At 70.3% G+C, this 23,273-nt stretch carries 22 protein-coding genes and 1 tRNA gene; 14 read left to right on the top strand and 9 right to left on the bottom strand.

Going from position 1 to position 23,273, the window contains the following annotated elements; translation table 11 throughout:
- Window positions 1–7 precede the first annotated feature (7 nt).
- Window positions 8–235 carry a hypothetical protein gene (locus FLL47_RS32065; protein WP_144126186.1) on the top strand — a complete coding sequence of 76 codons (228 nt, stop codon included), beginning with the start codon at window positions 8–10 and terminating at the stop codon, window positions 233–235.
- Window positions 236–292: 57 nt separating this feature from the next.
- On the opposite strand, the gene FLL47_RS32060 is transcribed toward FLL47_RS32065, so the two are convergent.
- Genes FLL47_RS32060 through FLL47_RS32045 form a run of 4 tightly spaced genes read right to left on the bottom strand, consistent with a single transcriptional unit; the run spans window position 293 to window position 3,895 of the window.
- Complete coding sequence (locus FLL47_RS32060; RefSeq protein ID WP_120318925.1) at window positions 293–880, bottom strand: GTP-binding protein; 588 nt, start codon at window positions 878–880, stop codon at window positions 293–295.
- On the bottom strand, window positions 861–1,250 hold the full coding sequence (locus FLL47_RS32055; RefSeq protein ID WP_144126183.1) for a DUF742 domain-containing protein: 390 nt from the start codon (window positions 1,248–1,250) through the stop codon (window positions 861–863). Before FLL47_RS32055 ends, FLL47_RS32060 begins: the two co-directional genes overlap by 20 nt.
- Window positions 1,240–1,650, bottom strand: a complete 411-nt coding sequence (locus FLL47_RS32050; RefSeq protein WP_246158956.1) for a roadblock/LC7 domain-containing protein — start codon at window positions 1,648–1,650, stop codon at window positions 1,240–1,242. The genes FLL47_RS32055 and FLL47_RS32050 overlap by 11 nt, the downstream gene beginning before the upstream one ends.
- 1 nt (window position 1,651) lies before the next feature.
- On the bottom strand, window positions 1,652–3,895 hold the full coding sequence (locus tag FLL47_RS32045) for a sensor histidine kinase (protein ID WP_186316030.1): 2,244 nt from the start codon (window positions 3,893–3,895) through the stop codon (window positions 1,652–1,654).
- A 337-nt stretch (window positions 3,896–4,232) separates the two neighbouring features.
- Here FLL47_RS32045 and FLL47_RS32040 point away from each other — a divergent pair, with 337 nt between their 5' ends.
- The 3 genes from FLL47_RS32040 (at window position 4,233) to FLL47_RS32030 (ending at window position 8,111) form a co-directional block, all read left to right on the top strand.
- Entirely contained in the window at window positions 4,233–5,036 is an 804-nt protein-coding gene (locus tag FLL47_RS32040; protein ID WP_144126174.1) for a hypothetical protein, read from the top strand.
- Window positions 5,037–5,149: 113 nt separating this feature from the next.
- A complete protein-coding gene (locus FLL47_RS32035; protein ID WP_144126171.1) occupies window positions 5,150–6,475 on the top strand; it encodes an SWIM zinc finger family protein in 1,326 nt (441 codons plus the stop codon).
- Window positions 6,476–6,623: 148 nt separating this feature from the next.
- Entirely contained in the window at window positions 6,624–8,111 is a 1,488-nt protein-coding gene (locus FLL47_RS32030; RefSeq protein WP_144126168.1) for a DUF5691 domain-containing protein, read from the top strand.
- Here FLL47_RS32030 and FLL47_RS32025 read toward each other — a convergent pair.
- A complete protein-coding gene (locus FLL47_RS32025; RefSeq protein ID WP_144126165.1) occupies window positions 8,062–9,333 on the bottom strand; it encodes an RNA-guided endonuclease InsQ/TnpB family protein in 1,272 nt (423 codons plus the stop codon). The two genes, FLL47_RS32030 and FLL47_RS32025, sit on opposite strands and share 50 nt — an antisense overlap.
- Window positions 9,334–9,487: 154 nt before the next feature.
- On the opposite strand from FLL47_RS32025, the gene FLL47_RS32020 reads away from it, so the two are divergent.
- From FLL47_RS32020 to FLL47_RS32010, 3 genes are read left to right on the top strand one after another with little or no spacing between them, the layout of a single operon-like run.
- Complete coding sequence (locus FLL47_RS32020; RefSeq protein WP_144126162.1) at window positions 9,488–10,576, top strand: ATP-binding protein; 1,089 nt, start codon at window positions 9,488–9,490, stop codon at window positions 10,574–10,576.
- Window positions 10,573–12,966, top strand: a complete 2,394-nt coding sequence (locus FLL47_RS32015; RefSeq protein ID WP_222106295.1) for a DUF5682 family protein — start codon at window positions 10,573–10,575, stop codon at window positions 12,964–12,966. The genes FLL47_RS32020 and FLL47_RS32015 overlap by 4 nt, the downstream gene beginning before the upstream one ends.
- On the top strand, window positions 12,963–14,114 hold the full coding sequence (locus FLL47_RS32010; RefSeq protein ID WP_144126159.1) for a VWA domain-containing protein: 1,152 nt from the start codon (window positions 12,963–12,965) through the stop codon (window positions 14,112–14,114). The genes FLL47_RS32015 and FLL47_RS32010 overlap by 4 nt, the downstream gene beginning before the upstream one ends.
- A 198-nt stretch (window positions 14,115–14,312) precedes the next feature.
- On the opposite strand, the gene FLL47_RS32005 is transcribed toward FLL47_RS32010, so the two are convergent.
- The gene (locus FLL47_RS32005) at window positions 14,313–14,741 is read right to left on the bottom strand and encodes a TIGR02611 family protein (RefSeq protein WP_246158927.1); all 429 of its coding nucleotides are present in this window, start codon (window positions 14,739–14,741) and stop codon (window positions 14,313–14,315) included.
- Window positions 14,742–15,034: 293 nt separating this feature from the next.
- On the opposite strand from FLL47_RS32005, the gene FLL47_RS32000 reads away from it, so the two are divergent.
- Together FLL47_RS32000 and FLL47_RS31995 are read left to right on the top strand one after the other, a co-directional pair.
- Window positions 15,035–15,466: an SsgA family sporulation/cell division regulator gene (locus FLL47_RS32000; RefSeq protein ID WP_120318938.1), complete on the top strand. Its 432-nt coding sequence runs from the start codon at window positions 15,035–15,037 to the stop codon at window positions 15,464–15,466.
- Between the two features lie 206 nt (window positions 15,467–15,672).
- A tRNA-Val gene (locus FLL47_RS31995) sits at window positions 15,673–15,747 on the top strand.
- Between the two features lie 282 nt (window positions 15,748–16,029).
- Here FLL47_RS31995 and FLL47_RS31990 read toward each other — a convergent pair.
- On the bottom strand, window positions 16,030–16,254 hold the full coding sequence (locus FLL47_RS31990; RefSeq protein WP_144126154.1) for a hypothetical protein: 225 nt from the start codon (window positions 16,252–16,254) through the stop codon (window positions 16,030–16,032).
- Between the two features lie 338 nt (window positions 16,255–16,592).
- On the opposite strand from FLL47_RS31990, the gene FLL47_RS31985 reads away from it, so the two are divergent.
- Both FLL47_RS31985 and FLL47_RS31980 read left to right on the top strand, forming a co-directional pair.
- On the top strand, window positions 16,593–16,817 hold the full coding sequence (locus tag FLL47_RS31985; protein WP_144126151.1) for an SHOCT domain-containing protein: 225 nt from the start codon (window positions 16,593–16,595) through the stop codon (window positions 16,815–16,817).
- 222 nt (window positions 16,818–17,039) lie between these two features.
- The gene (locus FLL47_RS31980; RefSeq protein WP_144126148.1) at window positions 17,040–17,711 is read left to right on the top strand and encodes a hypothetical protein; all 672 of its coding nucleotides are present in this window, start codon (window positions 17,040–17,042) and stop codon (window positions 17,709–17,711) included.
- Between the two features lie 496 nt (window positions 17,712–18,207).
- On the opposite strand, the gene FLL47_RS31975 is transcribed toward FLL47_RS31980, so the two are convergent.
- Both FLL47_RS31975 and FLL47_RS31970 read right to left on the bottom strand, forming a co-directional pair.
- Complete coding sequence (locus FLL47_RS31975) at window positions 18,208–19,485, bottom strand: MFS transporter (protein ID WP_281286755.1); 1,278 nt, start codon at window positions 19,483–19,485, stop codon at window positions 18,208–18,210.
- A 389-nt stretch (window positions 19,486–19,874) separates the two neighbouring features.
- Window positions 19,875–20,516 carry a carbonic anhydrase gene (locus FLL47_RS31970; RefSeq protein WP_144126142.1) on the bottom strand — a complete coding sequence of 214 codons (642 nt, stop codon included), beginning with the start codon at window positions 20,514–20,516 and terminating at the stop codon, window positions 19,875–19,877.
- Between the two features lie 255 nt (window positions 20,517–20,771).
- On the opposite strand from FLL47_RS31970, the gene FLL47_RS31965 reads away from it, so the two are divergent.
- From FLL47_RS31965 to FLL47_RS31955, 3 genes are all read left to right on the top strand, one after another.
- Window positions 20,772–21,191, top strand: coding sequence for an STAS domain-containing protein (locus FLL47_RS31965; RefSeq protein WP_144126139.1), 420 nt, complete (start codon window positions 20,772–20,774; stop codon window positions 21,189–21,191).
- Window positions 21,192–21,710: 519 nt separating this feature from the next.
- A complete protein-coding gene (locus FLL47_RS31960) occupies window positions 21,711–22,445 on the top strand; it encodes a GAF domain-containing protein (RefSeq protein ID WP_144126135.1) in 735 nt (244 codons plus the stop codon).
- Window positions 22,442–23,221, top strand: coding sequence for a GAF and ANTAR domain-containing protein (locus FLL47_RS31955; protein ID WP_246158925.1), 780 nt, complete (start codon window positions 22,442–22,444; stop codon window positions 23,219–23,221). The genes FLL47_RS31960 and FLL47_RS31955 overlap by 4 nt, the downstream gene beginning before the upstream one ends.
- Window positions 23,222–23,273: the final 52 nt, after the last annotated feature.

The following is a 23,273-nucleotide window of genomic DNA, read 5'->3' as shown; positions in this document are numbered from 1 at the left end:
GGCGCGCATGGAACGTATCTCTCGTGTTTGGGCCGCTGTCGTGGCCGGTTTCCTGGCCACTGTCCTCGTGCCCGCCGCCGCGTGGGCGGAGGAGTCCGGTGTCGCCGACGTGGTGCGCAAGAAGAAGGGCATCAGCCTCGGCTTCGGCGGCGTCTTCGGCCTGATCTGCTGCCTCGTGGTGGTCGCGATCATCGTCGGCGCCGTGTTCCTGGTGATGCGCAGCCGCAAGAAGTGACGCGAAGACGCCGGTGGGCGCGCGCGGGGCGCGCCCACCGGCGTCTGAAGTCGCAGGTCAGGCCGGGACGGAGCTGCGCACCATCGTCAGCACGTGCTCGACCAGCGTGATCAGCACGTTCTTCACCGACATCCGGTCGCGGGCGTCGGTGAGCAGCACCGGCACGTGGCCGTCCACGTCCAGCGCCTCGCGTACCTGCTCCGCGGTGTAGCGCTGGTCGTTGTCGAAGCAGTTCACCGCGATGACGAACGGCGTGTTGCGCTGCTCGAAGTAGTCGATCGCGGCGAACGAGTCGGCCAGCCGGCGGGTGTCGGCCAGCACCACCGCGCCCAGCGCGCCCGTCGCCAGCTCGTCCCACAGGAACCAGAACCGGTTCTGCCCGGGGGTGCCGAACAGGTACAGCACCAGGCTCGGGTTGATGGTGATCCGGCCGAAGTCCATCGCCACCGTGGTGGTGGTCTTGGTGGCGACCCCGGTGGTGTCGTCGGTGCCGACGCCCGCGGTGGTCAGCACCTCCTCGGTCCGCAGTGGAGCGATCTCACTGACCGCGCCGACCAGGGTCGTCTTGCCGGCGCCGAAGCCTCCGGCGACCAGGATCTTGAGCGCCTGGGGGACCGGCGCGGTGTCAGAGCGCACGGAGTCCATGGATCACCGCCTGCAGGGTTTCGACGTTGGGGAGATGGTCAGTGGGGGGAGGATCGTAGCGGGCGATCAGCCCGTCCGAAAGCAGATCACACAGCAGCACGCGTACCACACCCAGGGGCAGGTCCACGCGGGAGGCCACCTCGGCCACCGCGCGCGGCTCCTGGGTCAGCGCCAGGATCGCCTGGTGTTCCGGGCTGGGGGTGTCCGCGGCCAGCGTCGCCGTGGCCACCAGGTAGGTGATCAGGTCGAAGTCGACGGTGACGGGCCGGACCCGTCCGCCGGTGACCATGTAGGGGCGCACCACCGGGCCGGCCTCGTGGTCCCACCAGGCCGGGCCTTCCTCGACACCGTCGATCGGGTCAGCGGACATCGCTACCCGGCCGGGACGGTGTGGCCAGATGCGAGCCCACCCGGGTCGCCAGCATGGCCATCTCGTACGCGAGGATGCCCAGGTCGCTGTCCGGGTCGGCCAGCACCGCCAGGCAGGAGCCCTGCCCGGCCGTGCTCACCAGCAGGAACGCCTCCTCCATCTCGACGATGGTCTGACGCACCTGGCCGCCCTTGAAGCGCTGGCCGGTGGCGGTGGCGAGACTGGAGAACCCGGACGCGACCGCCGACAGGTGCTCGGCGTCGTCGCGGGAGAGCCCGCTGGAGGCTCCGGTGAGCAGGCCGTCGACGGAAAGCACGACGGCGCAGCGGGCCTGTGGCACTCGGGCGAGCAGGTCGTCGAGCAGCCAGTCGGTCGCGGGTCGGGTCGTCGTCGGTACCACGTCAGGCACGTCCTTCCAGGGTGGAGCTGTCTTCCATACCGGCGCTGTCTTGCGGGGGCTGTGCTGTGGCGGGTGCATCCCCGTTCGCGGTGCTCTCGGTGCTGGCCTTCGCGCGCCCGCGCACGGTACCCGACTGGAACGCGGACATCATCGTCCGGACCTGGTCGGCGCTGCGCTGGCGGGGGACCGCGGCGGGTTCTGCGGAGCCGAGCGAGAGGGTGGTCTCCTCGGTGGCGGACGCGACCGGGGCGGTCTCCGGGGTCGCCTTGCGCACGCGCTTGGGCAGCAGTGCGGTGGTCTCGTCGCCGCCGGCGCCCAGGTCGACGGTCTGCTCCTCGACGGGGGCGGCCGGCGCGGCCTCGACGGCGCGGGGGGCGCGCGGGGCGAAGATGCCCAGCGGCTCGCCCTTGTCGGTCGGATCGGTCAGGGCCAGCTCGGCCGGGATGAGCACGACGGCCGTGACGCCGCCGTACGACGACGAGCGCAGCCGGACGTTGATGCCCTGCCGGGCGGCCAGCCGGGCCACCACCAGCAGGCCCAGGCGGGCGCTGCTCGAGGGGTCGAACGCGGGCGGCTCGGCCAGTTTGCTGTTGGCCTCGAGCAGCTCGGTGTCGCTCATGCCCAGGCCGCGGTCCTCCACGTGCAGGGCCAGGCCGTTGCCGACCGGCTCGGCGAAGACCCGCACCCGGGTGTGCGGCGGGGCGAACGAGGTCGAGTTCTCCAGCAGCTCGGCCAGCAGGTGGATGATGTCGCCGACGGCCCGGCCCACGATCTTCACGTCGGGCAGGCGGTCGATGGTGACCCGCTGGTAGTCCTCGATCTCGGAGGTCGCGCCGCGCACCACGTCGATGACCGGCACCGGGTGCCGCCAGCCGCGGCCCGGTGCCGCGCCGGCGAGGATGACCAGCGCCTCGGCGTGGCGACGCATGCGGGTGGCCATGTGGTCGAGCCGGAACAGGTCCTCCAGCTCCTGCGGCTCGGTGGTGCGCCGCTCCATCCGGTCCAGCAGGGTGAGCTGGCGGTGCAGCAGCGCCTGCGAGCGGCGGGCGATGTTGAGGAAGACCTCGCTGATGCCGCGGCGCAGCACCGCCTCGTCGACGGCGGCGCGCACCGCGGTGCGCTGCACGGCGCCGAAGGCGTGGCCGACCTGGCCGACCTCGTCGGTGCCGACGGCGACCAGCGGCACGTCGGTCAGCGAGGGGTCGTTGACCAGCGCGCCGGGCTGGCGCAGCGCGGCGATGGCGCGGGGCAGGCGCTCGTGGGCGACCTCGAGGGCGGACACCCGCAGGCGCTCCAGGCGCCGGACCACGGAGCGGCCGGTGCGCAGGGCCAGGACCAGCGAGATCGCCGCGCACAGCAGGCCCAGCAGGGCGGCGACGATGGTCTGTGCGAAGGCCGCGATGCCCAGCTCGTTGGCCAGGTCGGAGGTGGCCGCGGCGGCCGCGCCCTCGGTGGCGTCCATCTGCTCGATGATGGCGTCGTTGGTGCTGCGCCAGGTGGCGGCGTCGACCACCACCCTGCCCGGGCGGGAGGTGCTGAGCGCCTCCTCCATGGCCAGCAGGGTGCCGTAGGTGTCGCTCTCGAAGATCTGCAGGAAGCGCTCGCGGTGCGGCGAGGGCAGCGCGGCGACGGCCTCATCGTGCACCTGGCGCCGGGCGCCGATGGCGCGCAGCAGGTGGCCCTGCTCGGCCAGCGTCAGCTTGCCGTCGGCGACCACGCCGGTGATCACGGAGTCCTCGCGGGTGAGCAGCTCACGGGCCCGGCTGATGGCGAAGATGCTGTGGGCCAGCGCGGCCAGGTCGGGGTCGGCCAGCTTCGTCATCGGCGTGAACGCCTGGTACAGCGAGTCGATGATCTCGGAGTAGCGGCGCACCACGATGCTGGGATCGATCTTGCCGGCGTCCACGTCGGTGCGCAGCTCGGGCAGCTTGGCCAGCTTGTTGAGGAAGCCGTCGACCTGCTGGAGCTGGTCGGCGGGCAGGTCGTCGCGCAGCTTGCTGTCGGTCAGTCGGGTGTGGAACTGCTGCTCGCGCTCGTCGGTGGCACGCCGCTGCTCGGCCAGCGCGGCCGAACCGGGCTTCTCGGCGACCGAGATGCGCCGCTCCTTCTGCAGCTGCACCATCATGCGCTCGCCGTAGGCGCCGAAGACCTGTTCGTAGTCGCGGGCGGCGAGCAGGTTGAGCGCATCGCCCGCGCTGATGGCCACTCCGAAAACGGAAAGGCCGGTGATGGCAACCAATGGCACCACTGCCAGGGTCATGATCTTGGCGCGAATGCTCCAGCCACGGTTTCTCACACTGACCACGTCCAAGGTACGGCTCACCGCGACGTCAACATCGTGATCCGGGGGCCAACCGGTGCACGAAGCGGAACCATGACACGCCACAGGTCGCTATCTGACAATGCCTCCGGGCAGTGAACCTAGTCGGCTCTGGAGTTCCTGTCCACTGCGGTGAATCTCCATTGTGGACAAGGTCACTTAAGGCGATGGAGTGCTTGCGCTGGGTGTACGGGCTTGGCACGCTCGTGGGCCGCCCGGCACACTGTCGCACGGCATCGGCGTCATATCTGGAGGATCATCGATGGGCGACATCGTCACCGTGGTCTCGGCGGCACTGTCCGTGCTCGGCGCGATCGTCGCCGGCGTGATGACCACCTGGTCGGCACGGCGCAACGCCATGTTCGAGCACCGCCTGGCCGCCGAGCGCCACGAGGCCAGCAAGGCCGAGCAGGCCCAGGAGGTGATCAGCCGCTACCGTGAGCCGCTGCTGCTGGCCGCGTTCAACCTGCAGTCCCGGCTGCACAACGCCGTCGGCGGCGTCTACCTGCCGGAGTACCTGAACCACGAGGACGAGGACGAGCGCCGCTACGCCCGCGACTACACCGTCTACGTGCTGGCCGACTACTTCTGCTGGGTCGAGATCATCCGGCGTGACCTGCGTTTTCTCGACCTGGGTGACGAGGGCAGCAACCGCACCTTCAACCGGCACCTCACCCTCGTCGGCTCGGCGTTCGCCTCGCTGAAGCTGCCGGGCACGCACTTCCGGCTGTTCAAGGGCCAGCAACGCGCCATCGGCGAGCTGATGATCGTCACCGCCAACGGCCGCGCCGACAGCTTGACCTACCCGGCGTTCTGCTCACAGCTGGACAACAACGACGAGTTCCGCCGCTGGTTCCGTCGGCTGGTCGACGACGTCGCCGAGGTCGTGGTGCACGACTGGGCGGGCAACGAGCGGCTGGTACGCGCCCAGCACGCGCTGATCGATCTGATCGACTTCCTGGACCCGTCGCGGACCCGCCTGCCCGACGACCGCGCGAAGCTGATCGAGCCCAGGCCGTCGGCGGAACCGGCCGCCGGGGCGCAGGCGGCACCCGTCGTGTTCTGAGCCCGTCCGCGGTCCCGCCCGACATCTGCCGTGCCACCGTGAACGTCGAGGTGGCGCAGGAAGTACCCGGGTCGTGACCGTCGTTGTCGGACGGGGTGGCTACGGTGGCGCGCATGTCCGAACCGACCGAGCCGCCCTGGACCGCCGAACAGGTCCAGGGACTGGCCCCCGACGCGTCGTCGTTCGCCGCCGCCCGCAAGCTCGCCGGGGCGTCCGGCTGGAGCGACACCGGCCACGGCGGCAGCCCGGCAGGGCTGTGGGGCCTGTGCAAAGGCAGCGGCAGCAAGCCGTACCAGACCTGCGTGGACCTGGCCGAGCCCGCCTACCGCTGCTCCTGCCCGAGCCGCAAGTTCCCCTGCAAACACGCGCTCGCGCTGCTGCTGCGCTGGTCGGCCGGGCAGGTCGCGGCCACCGAGCCGCCGCAGTGGATGACCGAATGGACGACCTCGCGCGGGTCGCGCGCGGCGAAGAAGGCCGAGCAGGCCACCGCACCACGCACCGAGGCGCAGGAACGGGCCGCGCAGCGCCGCGCCGACAAACGCGCCGAATCCGTCGCCGCGGGCATCGCCGAGCTGCGGACCTGGCTGTCCGATCAGGTCCGGCACGGCATCGCCGGGCTCGACCAGGCCGGCTACCGCCCGTTCGAGCAGGTCGCCGCCCGGCTCGTGGACGCGCAGGCGCCGGGCCTGGCCGCGGCGGTGCGCCGGCTGGCCCCGGTGCCCAGCTCCGGCCCCGGCTGGGAGCAGCGGCTGCTGGCCGAGCTGTCCCTGCTGCACCTGCTCGCGGGTGCCGCCGCGAACCCCGAGACGCTGCCCGAGGACCTGGCCGCGACGGTGGGCAGCCGCGTCGGCGTGGCGGTGCCCACCGAGCAGGTGCTGGCGGGCGAACCGGTGCGCGACCGGTGGCAGGTCGTCGGCACCCGCGACGACACCGAAGACAAGCTGACCAGCCGGCGGGTATGGCTGCGCGGGCGCGACACCGGACGTCCCGCGCTGGTGCTGTCGTTCGCGATGCCCGGCCAGGCGCTGCCCGTCGACCTGGTGCTGGGCACCGAACTCGACGCCGACCTGACCTATTATCCCGGCGCGGCCCCGCTGCGCGCCCTGGTCGCGGCACGCCACGGCGCACCCCGGTCGTGCCCGGCACCGGGTCCGGCGCAGACCGTCGCGCAGGCCCTCGACGAGGTCAGCGCCGCCCTGTCCGGCGACCCGTGGCTGTTCCAGTGGCCGGTGCTGCTGCGCGGCGTGCTCGCCCCCGGCAGCCCCTGGCACCTGGTGGACCCCGACGGCGACGCGCTGCCCCTGGACCCGGCGCTGGGCGAGCCGTTGCGGCTGGCCGCGGTCGCGGGCGGGCACGAGATCACCCTGGCGGCCGAGTGGGGCCCGGCCGGGCTGCGCCCGCTGGCCGTCTACGACGGCGTGGAGGTGGCCCGCGCATGAGGCCTTATACCTACGGCGCCAGGCCGACCGGCAGCGGGCACGGGGGCGGGCTGCCACGTGGCGACGCCCGCCGCGCTGACGCGGGGACAGACATGAAGCCTTGCCGCTGCGGCGCGAAGCCGATCGCCGGGCCGAGGAGGGAGCAGGCATGAGTACGAGCATCTGGTCCGACCTGATGTCCAGCGCGCTCGTCGGCACCGACCGGCGCCGGCTGGTGCTGCCCAGCGTGGACGGCCCGCTGGCCGCAGTGCTGTCGTCGCTGGGCACGGAACTGGACCCGGACGGGCTGCTGTCCGCCGCGGCCGCGGTGACCGTGGCCCGCCGCGCCGGGCAGGCCGCCGCGCGGCCGCAGCGCCCGGAACCCGCCGCCGCCGAGACCACCCCGTACGCGCCGGTCGCCGCCCAGCAGCGGCTCGCGGCACTGCTGTCCGGCGGGAACGCCGAACTGGACCGGACCACGGCCCGGGAACTGGCCGGGGAGTGGCTGCGGGTGGCCGCCGGCCGAGGGCTGCTGGCCGGACCGGCGATCCTGGTCGCGCTGCTGGACCTGGGCAGCTCCGACGCGTCGGTGCGCGCGACGGTGCGGGCCGTCGGCGGGACCCGGCTGGGCTGGCTGGCCCTGCAGGGGCCCGGCCGCTGGGCCTGGGCCGTGCAGCAGGAGGAGCCGGTGCAGCCGTCCGACTGGGACACCGGCCGGCTCGCCGACCGGGTCCGCTACCTCGGCGAGCTGCGTGCCCGCGACGCCGCCGCCGGGCGGGACCTGCTGCTGGAGGCGTGGCCGCAGGAGAAGGCGTCCGACCTGGCCGCGCTGGTCGCCGCATGCGGTGCCGGGCTCGGGCCCGACGACGAGCCGTGGCTGGAGAAGGCCCTCGACGACCGGCGGGCGCAGGTCCGCGAGGCCGCGGCGCGGCTGCTCGGCGCGCTGCCGGGCTCGGCGTACCGGCACCGCATGGCCGACCGGGCGCTGGCCTGCGTGCAGGTCGCGGCCCGGCGGCTGGTCGCGACGCCGCCCACCGAATGCGACGACGCGATGCGCCGCGACGGGATCAGCGTCAAACCGCCGCAGGGCGTCGGCGAGCGAGCCCACTGGCTGCGGCACATCGTCGAGCACGCGCCGCTGGACTGCTGGACGGCATACGACGAGACCCCGGCGGCGCTGCTGGGCCGCAAGTTCGACGACACCTGGGGCCCGGTGCTGCGGATCGGGCTGGTCCGCGCGGCGGTCACGCAGCGCCACGGGGCCTGGGCTGCCGCACTGATCCACGACGGGTTCGGCCGCCGCGACATGGACGAGCTGCGGGAGCTGGCCGCGGTCATGCCCGAGCAGGACCTGGCCGAGCTGATCGCGGCGCAGCTGCGCGGCAAGGTCGACGCGGCGGTGCGGCTGCTCGACGTGCTGCCGCAGCCGTGGGCCGCGCCGGTCGCCGACGCCGTGCTGGAGTGCCTGGCCGACGCCGAGCGCCGCCGTTCGGGCTGGTGGCAGCTGCTGCGCCACGCCGAATGGGGCTTCGACCCGGCGAACGCGCCGCGGGCACGCGCCCTGCACGACTCCCTGCCGATCCCGGACCAGCAGCTGCTGGCCCGCTTCACCACGATGCTGCAGACCCGCCACGACATCCACCAGGAGCTTTCTTGACATCCTCCCCCGGCCGAAGGCGGGGGATTCCCGGGGTCGCCCCAGGGGTTTCCTGCTTCATCGCCGACCGCCCCGTCCGGGAGGGTTCCCGTTGAGGTCTTACACCAGCTCCACAGGCAGACACGGCCAGTCCGGCCGCCAAAAGGTTTCTTGCGGCGTTCACGTCGCGGTCGTGAACCACGCCGCATCCACAGGCCCAGTTCCGGATCTGCAGGGGCATACTCGCGGCAACAGCGCCACAAGCCGAACACATCTTGGACGACGGGAACCAGCGGTCAACGATGATCAGGTTCCGGCCGCACCCATCGGCCTTGTACTCCAGCAGGGTGCGCAGTTGCCGCCATCCTGCGTCGCTGATGGCACGGGCAAGGGTGTGGTTGGCGATCAGGTTTCGCACGGCCAGGTCCTCGAGCACCATCACTTGGTTTTCGTGAACAAGCCGAGTGGTCAGTTTGTGAAGCAGGTCATGTCTACGGTCAACGATGCGAGCATGGATGCGGGCGACTCTCGACCTGGCCTTGGCCCGATTGTTCGACCCCTTTTCGTTGCGGGCCAGTTGCCGCTGGGCGCGGGCGAGCCGGTCGCGGTCGGCGCGCTCGTGCCGAGGGTTTGCGATCTTCTCTCCGGTACTGAGCGTGACCAGGCTGTCCAGGCCGAGGTCGACCCCGACCGCCGCGGCGGTGACGGGCAGCGGCTTGCAGGCAATGTCACAGAGCAGGAATACAAACCAGCGGCCAGCCGGATCCTGCGACACGGTCACGGTCGAGGGCGTCGAGCCTTCCGGCAGCGGACGCGACCACACTATGTCGAGGGGCTCGGTCATCTTGGCCAGGGTCAGCTGACCGTCGCGGTACCGGAAGGCGCTGGCCGTGTACTCGGCGGAGCGGCGCGACTTCTTCTTGCTCTTGAACCTGGGGTAGGCAGCACGTTTGGCGAAGAAGTTCGTGAACGCGCTCTGCAGATGCCGCAGTGTCTGCTGCAGCGGCACGCACGACACATCGTTGAGAAACGCCAGGTCCTCTGTCTTTTTCCAGGCGGTGAGCATCGCCGAGGTCGCGTTGTAACCGATGCTTTCCTGCCGAGCCGTCCACGCTTCGGTCCGCGCCGCCAGGGCCAGGTTGTAGACCTTCCGAACGCACCCGAAGGTTCGCGCCAGCTCGCCAGCCTGGGCGTCGGTCGGGTAACAGCGGTATTTGAACGTCCGTTTCACCACCGCGGCCACAGCCAGCAAATTAGCACACCTGTTCAGGGGGCCGACAGGTGGTCGTTTGTGGACGCCGTTTCGCCGTGACGACGGTTTGACCCTCTTGCTCTGCTACACGCATGTTCCGTTTGTTCCTCCGCCGGAAGGCAGGGGTATTCACGAAAGGACTCCCATGACCGCCACCATCGACGCCACGCCCACGGTGCTGCGCCCGCACGCCGAGCAGCTCTACGCCGCCGAGCTGGAGCAGCTCGCCGGGGCCGACGACCTGCCCCGCCCGCCCGGGTGGCGGATGTCCCCGCAGGCCGTGGTGACGTACCTGCTCGGCGACGGCAAGGACATCAGCGCCAAGTACATCGGGCCGCGGCGGCTGATGGAGGTGGCCGTGGCGACGCTGGCCACCGACCGGGCGCTGCTGCTGCTCGGCGTGCCCGGCACCGCCAAGACGTGGGTGTCGGAGCACCTGGCCGCGGCGATCAGCGGCGACTCGACGCTGCTGGTGCAGGGCACCGCGGGCACGCCCGAGGAGGCGATGCGCTACGGCTGGAACTACGCCCGGCTGCTGGCCGAGGGCCCGACCGCGGGCGCGGTGGTGGCCAGCCCCGTCATGCGGGCGATGCGCACCGGCACGATCGCCCGGATCGAGGAGCTGACCCGGATGCCGTCCGACGTGCAGGACACGCTGCTGACGATCCTGTCTGAGAAGACGCTGCCGGTGCCGGAGCTCGGCGAGGAGGTGCAGGCGGTCAAGGGCTTCAACGTCATCGCGACCGCCAACGACCGCGACCGGGGCGTGAACGAGCTGTCCAGCGCGCTGCGGCGGCGGTTCAACACGGTGGTGCTGCCGGTGCCGGGCACCGTCGAGGAGGAGGTCGAGATCGTCGCGCAGCGGGTCGCGTCGCTGGGCCGGGCCCTGGAGCTGCCCGAGGTGCCCGACGCGATCACCGAGATCCGCCGGGTGGTGACCGTGTTCCGGGAGCTGCGCGAAGGGCTGACCGCGGACGGGCGCACCAAGCTGAAGAGCCCCAGCGGCACGCTGTCGACCGCTGAGGCGATCTCGGTGATGACCAGCGGCATGGCCCTGGCGTCGCACTTCGGCGACGGCACGGTGCGGGCCGCCGACGTGGCCGCGGGCATCCGCGGCGCGGTCGTGCGCGACTCCGTCTCCGACGCCGTCGTCTGGCGCGAGTACCTGGAGACCGTGGCGCGTGAGCGCGACGGCTGGAAGGACTTCTACCGCGCCGCCCGGGAGGCGGAGTGAGCACCGACCGGGTGCACGTCTTCGGCGTACGCCACCACGGCCCGGGTTCGGCCCGTGCCCTGGTGCGGGCGCTGGACGAGCTGCGGCCCGACGTCATCCTGGTGGAGGGGCCGCCCGAGGCCGACGGCCTGGTCGCGCTCGCCGCCGACGAACGCCTCGAACCGCCGGTGGCGCTGCTGGCGTATCCGACGAACGCGGCCAAGGGCGAGCACGGGCGTACCGCATCGTTCTGGCCCTTCGCGGTCTTCTCCCCGGAGTGGCAGGCGCTGCGCTGGGCCGTGTCCCACGACGTGCCGCTGCGCTTCTGCGACCTGCCCGCCGGCCACCGCTTCGCCGCCCGCGACACCGAACCGGCAGGTCCGCTGGACGGGACCGGTCCGGTGGACCCGGCGGCAGCTCAGGCATCGCCGACCGGCACCGGCCACGACCCGGACGGGTCCGCCGAGCAGTCGCCCGCATCCGCGGGATCGGAGGCCGGAGCGGACGCGCCCGCCGTGCCTGACGACGCGTCGCCGGACAGCGCCGAGGACGAGCTGCGGATCGACCCGATCGCCGGGCTGGCCCAGGCGGCCGGGTACGACGACCCGGAGCGCTGGTGGGAGGACGTGATCGAGCACCGGCGCGACGTGCCGCCGTTCGCGGCCGTGGCCGAGGCGATGGCGGCGGTTCGCGAGGCCGCCCCGGCGATCACCGAGGACCTGGTGCGCGAGGCGTACATGCGCCAGGTGCTGCGTGCCGCCCTGAAAGAAGGACACCAGCGCATCGCCGTGGTCTGCGGCGCGTGGCACGTGCCCGCGCTGGCCGGTGACCTGCCGCCCGCGAAGGCCGACGCGGCCCTGCTCAAGGGCCTGCCGAGCACGCCGACGACGGTCACCTGGGTGCCGTGGACGCACGGGCGGCTCGCCTCCTGGAGCGGCTACGGCGCGGGCGTGACCGCGCCCGGCTGGTACCACCACCTGTTCACCGCCGAGGACCAGCCGGTCGAGCGCTGGCTCGTCGGCGTCGCCGGGGTGCTGCGCGAGGAGGACCTGCCGGTCTCCAGCGCGCACGTCATCGAGTCGGCGCGGCTGGCCGACACCCTGGCCGTGCTGCGGGGACGGCCGCTGCCCGGTCTGGCCGAGGTCACCGAGGCGACCCGGGCGGTGCTCTGCGACGGCGACGACACCCGCCTGGAGCTGGTACAGCGCAAGGTCGTGGTGGGGGAGCGGCTCGGCGCCGTACCCCCCGATGCCCCGGCGGTGCCGCTGGCCCGCGACCTGGACGCCACCGCCCGCCGGCTGAAGCTCGCCCAGCAGGCCCTGGTCAGCGACCACGACCTCGACCTGCGCAAACCCAACGACCTCGACCGCAGCCGCCTGCTGCACCGGCTGCGGCTGCTCGGTGTCGGCTGGGGCACACCGGTGCAGCGCAAGTCCGGCAAGGGCACCTTCTGGGAGTCCTGGCAGCTGCAATGGCACCCGGAGTACGCGGTCGACCTCGTCGCGGCCAGCGCCTACGGCACCACCGTGGCACGGGCCGCCACCGCGAAGGTCGTCGAGACCAGCGCGGACGCCGACCTGGCGACGCTGACCGGGCTGCTGGAGTCGTGCCTGCTCGCGCAGCTGCCCGACGCGCAGCCCACGGTGCTGCGCAACCTGTCCGACCGCGCCGCCCTGGACACCGACGTCGCGCAGCTCATGGCGGCCGTGCCGGCGCTGGCCCGTTCGCTGCGCTACGGCGACGTGCGGGCCACCAGCACCGATGCGCTCGCCGAGGTGCTGACCGGTCTGGTCACCCGGATCCGGCTGGGCCTGCCCGGCGCGCTCACCGGCCTCGACGACGACGCGGCCCGTGCGATACGCGAGCACCTCGACGCCACGCACGAGGCGCTGAACCTGCTCGCCGACCGGCTGCCGCTGCGGGCGGAGTGGCTGGACACCCTGGCCCGGCTCGTCGACCGGGCGGACCTGCCCGGCCTGCTGGCCGGGCGGCTGCTGCGGCTGCTGCGCGACGCGGGCACCCTCGACGCGGACGCGGCCGAGCTGCGGCTGGCCCGTGCGCTGACGGTCGGCGTGCCGCCGGTGACCGCGGCCGGGTATGTCGAGGGCTTCCTGTCCGGCGGGGGACTGCTGCTGGTGCACGACGAGGCGCTGCTGACGCTGACCGACCGCTGGCTGTCGGGCCTGGCCCCGGACGTGTTCACGGCGGTGCTGCCGCTGCTGCGCCGTACCTTCGCAGCGTTCGCGGCCCCGGAGCGGCGTGCGGTCGGCGAGCAGGTCCGGCGCCTGGGCACCGGCGGCCCGCGACCGAAGTCCGATGTAGACGAACTCGGCGAGCTGGACCCGGCGCGGGTCGCGCGGGTGCTGCCGACGCTGGAACTGCTGCTGGCAGCGGGAAGGGGAGCACGGTGAGCGACGACGAGCGGATGCGCCGGTGGCGGCTCGTCCTCGGCGGCGAAGGCGCCGAGGGCACCGGCGTGACGCTGGCCGGTGTGGACAAGGGCATGGACGAGGCCCTGGCCGCGCTGTACCGCGACGGCGGCGGCGACGCCGGCACGTCCCGCAGCGGCGGGCTGGGCGGCTCCGCGCCCAAGGTGGCCCGCTGGCTCGGCGACATCAGGCAGTACTTCCCGTCCACCGTGGTGCAGGTGATGCAGGCCGACGCGATCGAGCGGCTCAACCTGACCCGGCTGCTGGTCGAACCGGAGATGCTGGAGGCCGTCGAGCCCGACGTGCACCTGGTCGGCACGCTGCTGTCGCTGAACAAGGTCATGCCGGACAAGGCCCGCACCACCGCGCGGATGGTCGTCGCGAAGGTCGTCGCCGAGCTGGAACGCCGCGTCGCGCAGCGCACCCGGGCCGCGATCACCGGCGCGGTCAACCGGGCCGCCCGGATCAACCGCCCGCGCCACCGCGACATCGACTGGAACCGCACCATCCGCGCCAACCTCAAGCACTACCAGGCCGAACACCGCACCGTCGTGCCGGAGCGGCTGATCGGCTACGGCCGGCAGACCCGGTCCGTGCAGCGCGACGTGGTGCTGTGCGTGGACCAGTCCGGCTCGATGGCGGCGTCGGTGGTCTACTCCGGAGTATTCGCCGCGGTGCTGGCGTCGATGAAATGCCTGCGTACGTCACTGGTGGTGTTCGACACCGCGGTCGTGGACCTCACCGATCAGCTGCACGACCCGGTGGAGGTGCTGTTCGGCACGCAGTTGGGCGGCGGCACCGACATCAACCGGGCCATCGCCTACTGCCAGGGGCTGATCACACGGCCGCGGGACAGCATCTTCATCCTCATCAGCGACCTCTACGAGGGCGGGGTGCGGGCCGAGATGCTGCGCCGCGTCGCCACGATGAAAGCCGCCGGGGTGCAGGTGATCGTCCTGCTCGCACTGTCCGATGAAGGACAGCCGGCGTACGACCACAGCAACGCCTCGGCCCTGGCGGCGATGGGGGTGCCGTCCTTCGCGTGCACACCGGATGCTTTCCCTGAGCTGATGGCGGCGGCGATCGAACGCCGGGACCTGCAGCCGATCATCGAGAAGACGGGCCGCTGAGCCGGGGATCAGCCACAACGCACGGACCCGGCCGCGCTGACCTGGGGAGGTTGACGGGCGCGGCCGGATCACTCTGATCACACCGCTTGCCGGGCGTCCGGTCAAGTCCTCCGGACGTACGGGCCGTGCTGTCCGGAGCGCTCGACGCTGCCACTCACCGGTGGTTTCGCTGCTGCATCGGGCATGTTTCGCCCGCGGTCAGCGGGTGCTGACGTAGCCCCAGGCCTGGCTGACCACGTCGATGCCGAGGCTGTAACGCAGCGTGGTGAGCAGCACCGCGGCCACGAACACCAGTCCGGCCAGGCCGATCAGCACCCGGACCAGCAGCGACTGGCGTTTGATCCACTCGGTCCAGCCACGCACCTTGTCCTTGGTGAACTGCAGCAGGTGGCGCGCCCACACGAACTCGATCGCCCAGATCGCGAGGCCGCCGATCACGATCAGCCAGCCCGGCCCCGGCAGCGGGATGAGCAGGATGCCGATGGCCACCACCACGGCGCCCAGCGCTCCGACGATCACTTTGAGGACGGCTGCCCCGGTCGGATTAGCCCGAACGGCTCGATGCGCTATCCGTGCCCGGTCCCGCCAGGTGCTGGAGCCCTGCGGAAAGTCCGGTTTGTCGCTCATCTCCCCACCCTTGTCAGCCATGTCGCCAGGGTCGCGGAATCACCCGTCACCAACCCCGATGACTGGACGTTACCGGAGTGTGTCGACGGTCTTGGCCGGCATCGCACGATCGGTAATACCGGGCAAAAGCACGGCATCTTACTCCCTGTAGGTGGGTCCGTGCCCACGTAATCCTCGATCTTCCCGCTATCGGGTGAGATCGTACGATGACGGAGCGTATAGGGGAGGGTCACCTTGAGTATGGGAGGGGCGGGGCGGTCAAGCTCCGCCGCAGTGCCGGGGGGAGTACGTCCATGAGTGCTATCCGTCCTACGACCGTCGAGGTCGAGACATCGTTGCGGCTGGTCGCGCCCGACGCGACTTCGCTTCCGGTGCGGGCGAGTCTTCGCTACGACCCGGTCGACCCGTACGCGGTGCATGTGCTCTTCCATGCCGAGTCCGCCGGTGGCGAGGCGGTGAGCTGGTCGTTCGCCCGTGAACTGCTGGTCACCGGACTCGACGAACCGGCCGGCATCGGCGACGTGCGGGTCTGGCCCTGGGCCACCCCGCGCGGAGACTTCGTCGCGCTCGCCCTGTCGTCGCCCGACGGCAACGCGCTCTTCGAGGTCCCACGAAGCGTGCTCGTACGCTTCCTGCGCCGCACCTACGTCGTGGTTCCCCGCGGTCGCGAGACCGACCACCTCGACGTCGACGCGGCGGTCAACCGGCTGCTGGCCGGACGATGATCAACTGCTGACCAGTGACGGTCAGCAGGATGATCACTCCCTTGAGCTAGGCAACTCCGGCCGGACGCCCGGTCAGCACTCCGACGAGGTGCTCAAGATGAGCACCTCGTCTCGTGCTGTTCCGGGTGTTTTGTCGGGTCCGCCACGCCGAAGGGGTACCGAGATGCGCGGGATGCCGAGGGTGCTGTAGAGTTCCATTCCGTTGCGGGCGATTGGCGCAGCGGGAGCGCGCTTCCTTCACACGGAAGAGGTCACTGGTTCGATCCCAGTATCGCCCACCAGCTCAGAGAGCACATCCCATTGTTGGATGTGCTCTCTTTTCATGTCTGAGTGTCTATCTGAGTGGCTTGGGCTCTGAGCCGTCTGCCGAATAAGCCGCTTCATAGATCAAGGGGCCGCGCAAGCGCGGCCCGCGCGCCCGCGTCTTCCCCCGCGCTCATGCCTCCGGCCCGCGCGGGGGACGGGGCGCGCAGCCACTTTTCCGCGACTGAGATCCAAGCCATGTCGGATGCCCGTCGTGGTCCTGACCGTCCCTCCCGCGACGCCGACAGGCCCGTTGACGCCTACCAGCCCATGTCCTTCGCAACCTCGTCCTTCGCTGAGGCGATCTCCGCCGCGTCCGTCGTGTACGGCAACTCCTGCTCGAACACCGACAGCAGATCGGCCAAGGCCTGCTTCTGGGCAGGATGGGTAATCGGCACGGAGTTCAGGTCGGTCTCCATCAGCCAGTCGAACAACACCACGGCGTCAGCACGCCACAGCTTGACGGTCACAGTAGGCAGGTCCACCCATTCATCCTGCGGCCTCAGGTGGGCAAGAGCGCACTGGGGCTCCGCCCCAGACCCAGGCCACCGCTGCAGAGATCCAGCCGGACTGGTGCGGGTTGTATGGGGTGGTCGGGGTGGTGATCTCCTTGCGGCGACACCACAAGGGCGTACCGGTGAACCTCGGACCGATCAAGGGCCAAGCCGCTCCGCGGTCGGCTCCTTACCCTCCGCCGAGCCCTTGCCCGCTCCGAGAACCGCCGGCTCGGTCAGAGACTGCCGCCGCAAGGAGATCACCGCTACCTAGGTCACGGTGTAGTGCAGCTCCCAGACCTTGCTTGAGGCGCCTATCCTGACCCGTCATGGAAGTCATCGTGCCGGTCGTAATCGTCCTCGCGTTTATCGCGTTCCTCCTCGGCCGCGCGCGGGACAGCTCGCTTGCCAAGAAGATCGGTGAAGAGGTAGGCGGCCAGCATGGGTCCGACGATCCGGTCGTCCTTCTGGAGAAGCTGCATCAGCTGCGGGAGGCTGGAGCGTTGACGGATGCTGAGTATGAGGCTCAGAAGGCCCGCATACTCGATAGGTAGCCGAGTGCACGAGCGTGCCCGTTGCGTGTTCGGTGTCGAGGGAATCGGCGGGGAATCTCGGATGTCGGCGGTACCCATGTGACCGCGCCTAAGCTGCGGCGTACCAGATCAAGCGACGCGCCGTCCATCGCCAGATCGGGCTTCCCAAGCTGACCGTCGTGTAGACGCTTGACGAACAGCGCCACCGCTGGTGCGGCGTCTTCGCTGGCGTAGTCTTCGCCCGTGACGAGCGGCAACTATTCCTCGGAGTATCCGACCGCAACCGGCTTGCCCGACCCCGATGCCCTGCTCCGATACACCGACTGGGCGGATCTGGATCTCTTTACCTCAATTGGGGACGCGCAGTGGGTACCCGCCGCACTTCGCGCGCTTCTGGACCCTGATCCGGCCGCACAGTCCGAAGCCCTGAACGACCTGGAGCCCGTACGCCATCAGAACAGCATCTACCCAGCCACCGTGCCCGCCGCCCAGTACATCGCCGCGATCCTCGCCGACCCCCGTACCGCCACCGAATGCATGTTCGGGAGGCGCCGAGGGCAGAAGAACCGACGAGCCCCGCTTCGCTCTGAACTGATTATCTGGCTCGGAGACCTCATATGGGACGCAGAAGACAGCCCTCATGACGATCCTGACGTATCCGCTGTGCTGGCGATGCGGCCAGCGCTGTTCACGGTCATCGCGCCGTTCCTTCACGACGATGACGCCTCGATTCGCTCTGCCGCCCTTGCTGCCGCGATACTCCTGGTGGAGGCTCCTCAACTTGCCCACCACCGGACAGAGATCGCCGAGCGCGCCGGCATCGCTCTTGATTGCCTCGCCGCCACAGACGTCGACGTCCAGGATCCCCGGGATTCTTCCTATGCCCTCGCCGTGGCCGCTCGACGTATGGGCTAGCGACGACCCGTGGGCCGAGCATTAGGACGGCTGACGGCGGAACCAGGCGGCGGAGCTGTCCGCCGAGAGTCAGCAGAAGTCAGCGAACCCGCTGACCGCGGTCCGGTCCGAGCGCTTCCAACCGGTGGGAAGTACGCCCTGATCCAGTCGCGTTGACAGTGGGCGACATCGGAGGAGAGGCCAGGACCGCGTTCACACGGAACAGGTCACTGGTTCGATCCCAGTATCGCGGCCTTGATAAGGCATGACTTCCTTGTGCCGTCACCGCACCTGCACCGGCGCGCGGCGGACGACAACCCACCATGTCCATCTGCGCGCTGTGCCAGCCCATTGACTTTTTCATCGACCTCGTTCCGCTGCCACAGCGGATCGCCGTGAATCCCGACCTGGACCGGGTGCGTCCCGAACCGGCGTGCGCTTTCGGACGGCCAATCGTGGGCCGGATCATTGATGTAGGCCGCAGAACGAGCGCACTGCCTCGGACGTGCCGTGACGGTCACGGCGAGACGGTCACGGCGAGGCGTTGAGGTAGGTCGGTGTCGAGGGCTTGCGGGGTGCTCGTGCTGAGGCGGCGGGCGGTGGCGCTGGTGGCAAGCCCGATGCCGACCAGGAGCATCGGCACCGCGGCCAGGGCGAAGGTCCAGCGGACGTCGAGGACGGCCAAGGCGCCCATTGCCGCGATGGACACCGGTTCCAGTACGACGCGGGGCAGGTTGATGACGGCGTTGACCCGACCCAGCATGTTCGGTGGCGTCCGGGTCTGGATGAACGTCGGGAGCGCGACGTCCGTGGAGTAGGCGACGCCGATGCCCAGGACCGCCAGGAGTGCGACTGCTACCAGGTAGTGCGGGGCGAATCCCAGCACCGCGAAGCATGTGCCCTCGACGATCGCCATGGCGATGATCAGCAGCCCCCAGCGTCGGGGCAGCCCGGTGACACTCGCTGACGTGGCCCCGACCAGCTGCCCCAGGCCCCACGCGGTCACCATGACGCCCAGGACAATGGGGCCGTCAGGGAACCGTCCGGCCAAGGTTGGCAGCCCTACGGCGAACAGGCCGCTGTAGCTGAGGGTCGCGGCGGAGATGAGCAGCAGGACCATGCGCACTTCGGTGTTGCGTCCGGCGTGGGCCAGGCCGCCACGTACTTCGCGCAGCAACTGCGCCACCGAGTAACGGGTGTCCTGCACCGGAGCGCCCGATGCCTTCGGCGCGGCCAGGAGGGTCAGGGCGGCGACGAAGAACGTTGCGGCGTTGAACGCCAGAGCGAACGCTGAACTGGTGGTGGTCAGCAGCACGCCGCCCAGGATGGGCCCGACGAAGCCGCTGGCCTGCTCCGCGACACCGATCAGGGCGTTCGCCCGCGGCAGGTCGGGTTCCCGTACCAGAGAAGGGACGATGCTGCCGCTTGCCGGCCAGAAGAACGCGTCCGCGATCCCGAAGGCGATCCCGATCGCGAAGAAATGCCAGACCCGCAGGCCTCCCGAGGCGGCCAGGACCGTCAGGATGGTGAGCAGGACGCCGCGCACCAGGTGCGAGCCGAGCATCACGGCGCGGGGTGAGAACCGGTCCGTGACCGCCCCGCCGACCAGCAGCAGCACCCCGCGGGGGATCCCGGTCGCAACGAGCACCGCGGCCAGCACGGCCGGCGAGTCAGAGATCGACAAGACCAGCCAGATGAACACGATCTGGTAGGCGGCATCGCCCACCATCGACAGGGTTTCCCCGCCCCACACGTAGCGGAACGGTCGCGACCTCAATGGTCCATGAGTGAACACAGGGCGCAGTCCTCCATCTACCGCCTTGCAGACGGCGATGAGTCAAGCACATCCCACTCGTGCCCTGACATCATTTTCGGCCCGCCCGACGTCGATCATCAACGCCGCGGCGGGCAATTCTCGATGAGCGCTGGCAATTTTGAATGCGATCGATCTTTGGACATTCGGTCCACCGGAGGTTTGAGCCTGCCGCTCCGTTATGGCCGCCGGGTTCGGACTGGCGCAGTAGTCACAACTGGACCCTGAGCTGTTGGAGTGTGGTTAGGATCACGCCGTGCCTGGTCAGCGGCTTGCGTTCGGGAGGCTCGGATGCGGAGCGCGCTTCCTTGAGCAGGAAGAGTTCTCCGCGATCTGGCCACTGCGTCGCCGACGCCTGATCAGATCAGCGGTCAGGTCGCGGAGTTGGCGGTGAGGTCGAGGCCGCGGGCGGATACCACCTGGGCGCTGCCGTCGGCCAGCCGGTAGCACAGGCCAACGACGGCGGCCTGGCCTGCTTCTACTCGTTCGGCGAGCATCCGAGAGCGGTCCAGGAGAAGATCGACTGTATGCCTGATGTGCTCGGCCAGGATTTCGTCGGGCTCGAACAGGCCCGCGGCTCGGGCCGCGAGCACGCTCGGGGTCACCCGCTCGACGACGTCGCGGACGTAGCCGGCTGGTGCGATCCCGTCCTCCAGCGCGGCGCAGGCGGCGCCCACCGCGCCGCACGAGTCATGGCCGAGGACCAGTACCAGCGGGCAGTCGAGTACGTCTGCCCCGTACTCGATGCTGCCCAGCACCTCCGCGCCCATCACGTGACCCGCGGTGCGCACCACGAACAGGTCACCCAGGCCACGATCAAAGATGATCTCTGCCGCCAGTCTGGAGTCGGAGCAGCCGAACACCACTGCGAACGGGCGCTGGCCCGGTGCGATCTCGGCACGGCGGGTCGCGTCCTGGTTCGGGTGCTCCGGCGCGCCGGCAACGAAGCGCTTGTTACCGGCGAGCAGCAGCTCGAAGGCTTTCTGAGGGGTCGGGGACATGATCTCGGCCATGGTCGCAGTCTAGGTGGCCGGGCCTCGGCCATCGCGGGCCATGCGCTGCCTGGTCTGCCGGAGCGCGCTGATACCGGTGGGTTCTAAAGGCACACGCAGTTCATATCAGTGCCTGTTTCGGCAGCGGGCGACAGAAATCCGATCGGCTGGCAGCGCCTTTCCGCCGCTGCGGAAAGAGTAAAGTCCTTCGTGTTGACTGTTTGATCCCTCTGCCCAAGACCTCGGCAGCCGATAGGTACGCCAGAGGTGGGGCACGTGAACGAGCACCCCATGAACATCAGTGTTACTCGCACCTGTCAGGGACGAGTGGCGTGCATATGTATAGCGGGGGACGTCGACCTGATCGACCCCGCGGACGTAAGTCTGGCGCAGCGTGAGCTGGACGGCGTGTCCTGCGAGTCTTTGTACGTAGATCTCGCCGGCGTCACTTTCGGTGGAGCCGGCCTGGTCCGCTACCTCTACCTGTTGGCACGTCTACCGGGCGTGGCCGTCACGCTGTGTGGACCGTCGGCGATCACTCGCGAGTTGATCCAGCTGACAGGGCTGGACCAGGTGACCACTCTGCGCGAAAGCCTGCCGGCAGACTGGGCGACAGTGCGGGTGATGTCCCCGGCTGCTGCGCAGCGGCTACTCGTGGGACGGGCCGCACCTGTCCGTCCGCAACCGGCGGGGTGAACATCAAGGATCCGGACGCACGTTCCGCCGCAGCGCGCCTGGCTGCGGTCAGCGGTTCAGTCGCGGTGGCGGCTCACCCGGTTGCGACGCCCTCTCGTGGTCGTCGCTGCAGCGTGAGCGGCTTGGTGGCGCCCTGATCGCGCAGGACCCCGTCCTGGGCGTCCTGCATATGAGCGCTGCCAGCCACAGGGATGATCATCGGTTTGCTGGGGTGGGTTGCGCACCGGTCACCTCCGGGCGCCTGCTGGGGTCTGCCGGGGTCCGGGCATAGCCAAATGCTCGGTTTGGTGCTCGTACTGTACGCGATGCCCGGTTGCCGACGGCACAAACCGCACCGCTTGATCGAGATCGGCACCTGTCGGCGTCGAAGTGGTACGGTTCGGCCGATGCCGGCTGCGTGCAACCGGCGCGGCTGCCCTGGCCCTCGGCGGCATAAACTCACGTTGAGGGTGAAGCGATGCAACCGACAGCGCGCCGCGTGGTGACAGATGGCCTGGCAACCGGCGCTGTCACCCGCGGATGCGGGTGACAGCGGTGGGGGACCGTTACGCCCGGGTGGAAGCGCTCATCAGCAGCGAGCCCGCAGCCGATGGCGACACGCACGGTGTAAGCGCCGGAATGCATCGGCTGTGCAGCGCCGCGGCGCGTGCGCTGTCCGCTTCAGGAACCGGCTTGACCGTGATGGCCGACAGCGGGCTGCGGGGCGTGACAGCCGCGTCAGATGCCCCCACCGAACGCCTGGAAGAGCTGCAACTGACCCTCGGTGAAGGCCCATGCATCGACGCGTACGGGTCCATGCGCCCCGTGCTGGTCCCCGATCTGGCCGATGGTGCGATGACCCGCTGGCCCGTCTACGCCCCGGCGGTGCACGCCGAAGGTGTGCGGGCGGTGTTCGCGTTCCCGTTGCAAGTCGGTGCCGCCCGCCTCGGGGTGATGGACGTGTTCCGCAGCGAGACCGGGATGCTTTCCCCCGACGAACTCACCCTGGCGCTCACCTTCGCCGAGATCGCGGTGGCGACCCTGCTCGACGGCCACGACCGCGGGGGCGCGGCGGACGGCTGGCTCGACGACCCGCTGGGTTCACGGGCCGAGCTGTTCCAGGCCCAGGGGATGGTCATGGTCCAGCTGCGGGTGAGCCTGGCCGAGGCGATGGTGCGGATGCGCGCCCACGCCTTCGTGCACGACCTGCGGCTGTACGACGTCGCCGCCGACGTCGTCGCCCGGCGCCTCAGTTTCGACACTCCACAGCCATGAACGATCACCTCACCTATCCCGGGAAGGGGAAGGAGGCAGCCATGACCGCCACCGTATCCGCGCAACGACTCGCGAAGGTGTTCGTCGAGATCGCCGACACCCTCGTCGACGAGTTCGACCTGATCGAGTTTCTGCAGTTGCTCGCCGGCCGCACCGCAGATCTGCTGGACGCCTCACCGGTCGGGCTGCTGCTGGCCGACCAACACGGCCGGCTGGAGTTCATGGCGGCCTCGGATGAGAACGTCAAACTGCTGGAGCTGTTCCAGGTCCAGAATCAGCAAGGCCCCTGCCTGGACGCCTTTCTCACCGGCACACCGGTGGTCAACGCCGATCTGCAGCAGGCCGCCGATCGGTGGCCCCTGTTCGCACCGCGGGCGGTGCAGGCCGGGTTCCGCTCCGTGCACGCGTTCCCGCTGCGGCTGCGCGCCGAACGCATCGGCGCGATGAACGTGTTCAGCAGCCGGGTGGGTGGGCGCCTGGCTGATACCGATGTGGAGATCGTGCAGGCCCTGGCCGACGTGGCGTCGATAGGTCTGCTCCAGGAGCGGGCGATCAGCCGCGGGGAGCGGCTCAGCGAGCAGCTGCAGGGGGCGTTGAACAGCCGCATCGTCATCGAACAGGCCAAGGGTGCGGTCGCGCAATCGCGCGGCGTCAGTGTCGACGAGGCTTTCCGGCTGATCCGCGCCTACTGCCGCAGCAACAACCTGCGGCTGGGCGAAGTTGCCAACGCCATCACCACCGACCTGGCCGGCATTCCCGAACTCGCGAGTCCGTGATCAGGACCCGCTGCTCGACCTGACGCACGTGGTCGTGGCCCGGCGGCAGGGG

Source organism: Catellatospora sichuanensis, from assembly GCF_007483665.1.
GTDB lineage: Bacteria > Actinomycetota > Actinomycetes > Mycobacteriales > Micromonosporaceae > Catellatospora > Catellatospora sichuanensis.
Note: the sequence above shows the minus strand (reverse complement) of the source record. Positions and strands in the feature narration are given on the sequence as shown.